Below are 5936 nucleotides of genomic sequence, written 5' to 3' on the forward strand. Positions count from 1 at the left end.
GACCTTCTCCAGGATCGAGATGCTTCGCTCCAGAAAAGCCCTGGCGCGGGAATAATCCCCGGCGGAGGCCCATTTCCGGGCGATGGCTTCGCATTCCTCGGCGGCCTGCCAACTGTGCTCGCCGGAGAGCCTGGTCCTGATAGCCAGCCGCCGCAGCTGAAACGGCTCGACCAATTTGAAGTCGACGCGGCCTGCCTGGCGGATCCATTCATCGAGGTCGCCCAGGATGGACTGCGGCCCATGCAGGCTCTCCTGGATCGAGATGCAGCGGTCGAGAAAGGGGATGGCCTCGACCGGGTCCTCGCTGCGGCAGATCAGCTTGATCAGCGTGCGCAGGGCTGTGACGACCTCGTCGCTGATCGGACCGTGCCGCTTTTCCAGCCCGGCGATGTGTCGAAGGTGGTTCTCTGCGTAGAAGGATGCCATGGACCGCTCTGTTCAACCTCGGCCGCTCAAAGCCGCATCCTGGCGAGTTTTTCGCCGCGAGCCCGGCTCGGTCGTGAGCCGAATGCCTTGCGGCACAGCGGCCCGAAGGCTTCGATGGATGCGAGGGCGCCGGCGCCGACATCCGCGGGCCTGGCCTCGAAGGTCTTGACCCGCCCGTTCTGCCCAACGATGGCGGTCACATCGCAGAAGAAATCCTCGCGCCGCTCGCCTTGGTCGGCCCCCTCGAAGGTGGCCGTTGTCTTCATTCGCCAGTGATAGGCCCGGTCCTGGTCCTTGCGGCCGAAAGGGACGATCTGATCGGGGTGACCGTATTTCTGCATCAGCTCGACGACGGCGATGCCCCTGAAATTGTCGCGTGGTCCCGCCAGCGCGTGCTGGTCAGCGACTGCGACCGCCGACAGAACGAAAAGAAAAATCACCGTGCGAAGGAAAGTGCGTTGCAGCATGCCTTGGGCTCTATCGGTGGCAGTCGAAAGATATCTGATTACGTCCTGGCAACGCGGTTTGCACGCGCAACTTTCGGCCGAGCGAGAGCCGCTGGCGAACGATGCAGGGGCCGCTTGCGATATTGCCAAATAGCGCTTCCCGGCTTCGCTCTCCGAGCTACGGCTGACACCTCGCTCATCCCGGCTGCGCTCACCCGCTCCGGTTCTTCCAGTGTCAAACAGCCGACATGACATCGCGATCCCGCAGCGCTTTTTCGCCCGGGTTTTGCTTCGCTTCTGGCGCCCTTCGGAATCGGAAGGGCGCAGGGAAGGCCGGGTACCGGCTGGCACCCGCGAGCCCCTGTGCAATGATGCGTAAGTCAACGCTCACAGGGGAGACACAGGTGCAGCCCGATAACCGGCCTTCCCTGCGCAGTGGTTTGACGGCTTATGTCGCGCTCTCCCCGGGGAGCGATGCACTCTTGCCCCCGTCGCCTCGCGAGATCGCTGATGTGCGCTACCCGGTCGGGCACGCACACCACCGCGGAGACTTGACGCCAGCCTGCGGGCGCCAGGACCACACGATTTTGCCGTACGCGGCCCCGCTTCACCCTTCGGGCTTCGCAGGGCATGGCCGCGCTGTCGTACCGCGCCCGCTGATCGCTCACGGGGACTACCCGCCCTGCGACCGCATCTGGCGCCAACACCGCCCGCGTCCACCGCAACTCACCCCACGAACCGTGACGATCGCGACCCGCCCCTTCCGGCAGGATGAGATGGCGAGGGAGTATAGGGTGTGTCGCGGTTCGGGTAAATAGAAATTATTATTACCCGAAGCAATTGAATTGGGGAGTGTTATCTTGGCTTCGCAGAATACGTGGTTGGCGTCATGAAGAGCGCACCCTCAAGCGGTGGAGCGATTTCGAACATCTGCCCGTGGTTCCGAAAGTGAAAGACGCGCCGGACTCGATATTTGTCCTTTCTCTCCGCAGCGACTTCAACTTCGCGCTTGGTGAGCCAAAATGGCGTGCGTTCGTGCCCACACGTCGTCTTGATCTCCAGTAGCCGCTCTTGCCCATCGGGTTCAAAGGAACGGACATCGTACCCGTAGCCGTCTCCGTCCAGATCGGAAACCCACCGAACGTTGTCGGCGAGATCCTCACGTCCAGCTCGTCGGAGGCGGATGCGCTCGAACTCTACGACGAACTTTTCTCCTGCCTTCCCCAAGCTGCGATTTCTGGCATCTCTCTCTGCAGGATCAAACTTTCCGACAAGTTGGCGGATCGCAGGCGGCAGCGTTTCTTCCATGTCGGTTAACTGTGGCGGAGCAACGAAGATCGCATCGTCATTCAGTGCCAGCGGTTGCGTATCTGTACTCGCCGGATAGAGAAAGCTCGGCTCGCGTCGAATATTGCGTTCGACAGCCGGCACCAGTGCATCCTGATAGTGCCCCAATGGCTTGTAACCGTTGATCCACTGCGCGCCCAATAAGTCCAGAACTGCAGAGATGTTCTGGAGCTTGCGTTCGATTGATCCTTTGGATCTACGGACCGTCGTCATGAGACGACGCCAATTGTCTGCCTTGCTGTAGGCGATACCTGCCTTTTCGGAGGCCAACATTCGGAAATAGCTATCGACCACGGCGGAGATTTCAGTCTCCGTCCAAGGCGTCCCTGAAATGCCTTCGATCTGCTCGGGGTCCAAGCTTCTGCCTCTCGAACCCGAAGCGTATCAAGAGATCAATCGGGCGCAAGGTTGGCACTAGGAGCGCAGCAGCGAGCATCCTCCGCTTGCGCGGATAATGACGGTGTCAGCTCGGCTATATCGAGGAAAGCGCGGCTCCTGCCGCGCCCCTACTTCACCGCCCCAAAGCGGCTGTCGAACGAGTTCGACGAGATCACCGGTGCGGCGCCCATGATCTGCGTCGCTTCACCGGCACCATCGCTCACCGACGGCTTCAGCGCCGGCCGCGTCTGGGCGAGGCGGGTGTCGGGCTTTGCCGGCTCGGCAGGCTTGGCCGCGACGGCCGGCTTCGGCGCGTCCTTCGCCGCTTCCTTTGTCGCGTCCTTGGACTTGTCATGCCCCGGCACGAACCGGGTCACTGCGGCCTTGAGCCGCGACGCTGCGGTCGGCGGCGTCGTGGTCGTGGTGGCCGGGGCCACGGATGCCGTGGCTTGCGGCGGCGGGGTGGTGGCCGTGGTGTCGGATGAGCCCATGCCCATCTTGCGGCCGAGGTTGGAGAAGAAGCCACCGGACTTTTCAGCCGGCGCGGCGGTGGCGACGCGCGCGCTGGTCGCGGGGGCGCTGACGGCGACGACGGGCTCTTCCTGCGGCGCAGGCGCGGACGCCACGCTGTCGAGGTTCGGCTTGGGCGGATTGACGTGGCCGGGGATCGTGCCCGGCGCCTTCGCCATCGCCAGCATCTGCAGCGTGGTGCCTTCGGCGCCCTCGGACAGGCCGGTCGAGCCTTCCGGGATCTTCGCCGCAAAGATCTTGTTCATGCCGCCGTCGATGCCCGTGTTCATGCGCGCCACCGGCGTGCCCTTGGCGACCAGCCTCGCGTATTCCGCCTCGTCCTTGGCTTGTTTGCCCCGCACGGCGGCGACGACGTCCTCGGGAATCACATAGGCCGGGCACTTTGCCGAGGCGTCGAACACCGGATCGCGCTTTGCGTCCGCGGGCTTCGCCGCGTCGAAGACGTACTTCTTCTCGCAGAAATCGACCTTCGGCTCCTGCCGCGTCACCTCGAAATGATCATAGCCTTCCTTGATCATCTTCCAGAACGGCATGTTCGGATTGTTCCGGTGCTTGGCCATGTTCACCGGCGTCATCTTGAACGGATAGGCCTGCAGCTGGAACGCCTTCTGGCCGCCGAAGAAGGATTCGCGGCCGAGCGAATAGATCTCCGCGATCTGCTCGTCCGTCATCGCGTAACAGCCGCGCGAAGAACAGTCGCCGTGCACCATCAGCTGCGAGCCGGTGCGGCCCAGCGCCTTGTCGAACGCGTTCGGATAGCCGGTGTTGAACGAGAGGTAATAAGCCGATTGCGGATTCATCTGGCTCGGATTGATCGAGTAGAATCCCTCCGGCGCCTGGCGGTCGCCTTCGCGCACCTTCGGTCCGAGGTCGCCGGACCAGCGGCAGATCGGATAGGTCTTGAGCAGCGCGAACTGGCCGTTGCGGGCCTGCTTCCAGACCTCGAGCTCGGCCTCCTGCTTGAACAGGCGCACCAGGATCGGCGACTGCAGATCCATGTCCTTCTCGACCATCGCGGCGAGAAGCTTTGGCGGCACCGGCTGGTTGGCCTTGGCGTTGGTCGCGAGCGAGACCTGGTCGGTATCGCAGCCGGCCAGCAGGACGCTGGCCGTCATCAGCGCGACCGAAGCCAAAAGCGCGCGAGCAAGCGAACGAGAAATCAAGATGGACCCCACACCGTGCCGGGCAGAAAGCGCGAACCCCAATTCTGATGGAGCATGATCCGACCGGAGAACCGGACCCGTCGTGACGGGCTTTTTCAGCTCACGCCCCAGCGCTTATGCCCTGAAGCCATTGATTAAAATTCTAACCTCTGGGTCATGTGGTCGCAACCCGAGCGGGGATCACGAGCCCGTTGGCCCATCGGCATGGTCAACGAAGACTGAATGGACGCGACTTTGGGCCTTACTTTGGGACCGAACTTGGGCTTTGCGGCCCGACCCGGACTCAGATCGCTGATTTGGGCAAAAAAAGGGTTAATGCGGGGTTACCGGGGCGGCCCGACAGGTTTCGTAGGGTGGGCAAAGCGCAGCGTGCCCACGAATTGCGACCACATGACCGGACCGTGGGCACGGCGCTTCGCGCCTTTGCCCACCCTACGGCACCGGAATCGGGGCGAATCAGCCCAGTTTCCGGCCGATATCGAGGAATTTCTGCCGGCGCTGCTTGCGGATGGCGTCGCCGTCGAGGCCCCGGAGCTCGTCGAAGGCCTTGGCGATGGCGTCCCCGGTGGTGGCGATCATGGCGGCGGGGTCGCGGTGGGCGCCGCCGACCGGTTCCTTCAAAATGCTGTCGATCACGCCGAAACGCAGCATGTCCTGGGCGGTGATCTTCATGTTGTTGGCGGCTTCCTGGGCCTTGGTGCCGTCGCGCCAGAGGATCGAGGACGCCGCTTCCGGCGAGATCACGCTGTAGATGGCGTGCTCCAGCATCAGCACCTTGTTGGCGGTGGTGATGGCGATGGCGCCGCCCGACATGCCCTCGCCGGTGATGATGGCGACGTTCGGCACGGTCAGCGCCATGCAGGCATCGGTCGAGCGCGCGATCGCTTCGGCCTGGCCGCGCTCCTCGGCGCCGATGCCGGGATAGGCGCCGGCGGAATCGGCGAGCGACAGCACCGGCAGGCCGAACCGCTCGGCCATCTCCATCAGCCGCACGCATTTGCGGTAGCCCTCGGGGCGCGCCATGCCGAAATTGTGCTTGATGCGGCTTTCGGTGGAATCGCCTTTTTCCTGGCCCATCACGCAGATCGCTTCGCCGCGGAAACGGCCGAAGCCGGCGACCAGCGCCTCGTCCTCGCCGAACTTGCGGTCGCCGGCGAGCGGGGTGAATTCGGTGATCAGGCCCTTGATGAAATCGTTGAAATGCGGCCGCTGCGGATGCCGCGCGACCAGCGTCTTCTGCCACGGCGTCAGGTTTTGATAGAGGTCGGCCAGCGCCTGCGCCGCCTTGTCCTCGATCCGCCCGATCTCATCGGAGATGTCGGTGCCGGAGGCCGCCAGCGTCCTGAGCTCGTCGACCTTGGAGTCGAGCTCGGCGACGGGCTTTTCGAAGTCGAGATAGCTGCGCATCTGGTCTTGCATCAACTCAATATAGGGAGAACGGGGCGAGGCGGCGAAGCGGATTCGAACCTACGGAAAGAAGTGTAGCTTCTTCAATGAGTTGACCTGTGTGCTGCGGGCGGGCCCGTCAAATCATGCGAAGGCCCCGGCTCTTTCTGCGGAGATGTGGCCGAAGTCAAGGCGGTTTCGGCCTCTGCTGTCGTCCCCGCGCACGCGCTAGGGCATGCACATATCTCTGAGGCTCCAT

At 63.4% G+C, this 5936-nt stretch carries 5 protein-coding genes; all 5 read right to left on the minus strand.

The genetic code is table 11. The annotated features are described in order from the left end of the window. The coding region (locus IC66_RS42730) for a hypothetical protein (RefSeq protein ID WP_157158112.1) at positions 1 to 426 on the minus strand (426 nt) is incomplete at its 3' end. A gap of 26 nt (positions 427 to 452) precedes the next feature. Next, positions 453 to 893, minus strand: a complete 441-nt coding sequence (locus IC66_RS0131270) for a hypothetical protein (protein ID WP_038950284.1) — start codon at positions 891 to 893, stop codon at positions 453 to 455. Positions 894 to 1727: 834 nt separating this feature from the next. Beyond that, positions 1728 to 2576, minus strand: coding sequence for a DUF3883 domain-containing protein (locus tag IC66_RS0131275; RefSeq protein WP_038950285.1), 849 nt, complete (start codon positions 2574 to 2576; stop codon positions 1728 to 1730). Between the two features lie 149 nt (positions 2577 to 2725). Then, a complete protein-coding gene (locus IC66_RS0131280; RefSeq protein ID WP_049806681.1) occupies positions 2726 to 4243 on the minus strand; it encodes a L,D-transpeptidase family protein in 1518 nt (505 codons plus the stop codon). A gap of 504 nt (positions 4244 to 4747) precedes the next feature. Continuing rightward, positions 4748 to 5710 (minus strand): acetyl-CoA carboxylase carboxyltransferase subunit alpha, encoded by a 963-nt coding sequence (locus IC66_RS0131285; protein WP_018320570.1) that lies wholly within the window; start codon positions 5708 to 5710, stop codon positions 4748 to 4750. Positions 5711 to 5936: the final 226 nt, after the last annotated feature.

The sequence above is a fragment of the Bradyrhizobium genomosp. III genome, assembly GCF_000261705.1.
Taxonomy (GTDB): domain Bacteria; phylum Pseudomonadota; class Alphaproteobacteria; order Rhizobiales; family Xanthobacteraceae; genus Bradyrhizobium; species Bradyrhizobium ottawaense.

What these genes read in the sequence shown, in the direction of transcription:
- IC66_RS0131270 (WP_038950284.1), bottom strand. Translation starts at nt 893, where the DNA reads ATGCTGCAACGCACTTTCCTTCGCACGGTGATTTTTCTTTTCGTTCTG.
- IC66_RS0131280 (WP_049806681.1), bottom strand. Translation starts at nt 4,243, where the DNA reads ATGACGGCCAGCGTCCTGCTGGCCGGCTGCGATACCGACCAGGTCTCG.
- IC66_RS0131285 (WP_018320570.1), bottom strand. Translation starts at nt 5,710, where the DNA reads ATGCAAGACCAGATGCGCAGCTATCTCGACTTCGAAAAGCCCGTCGCC.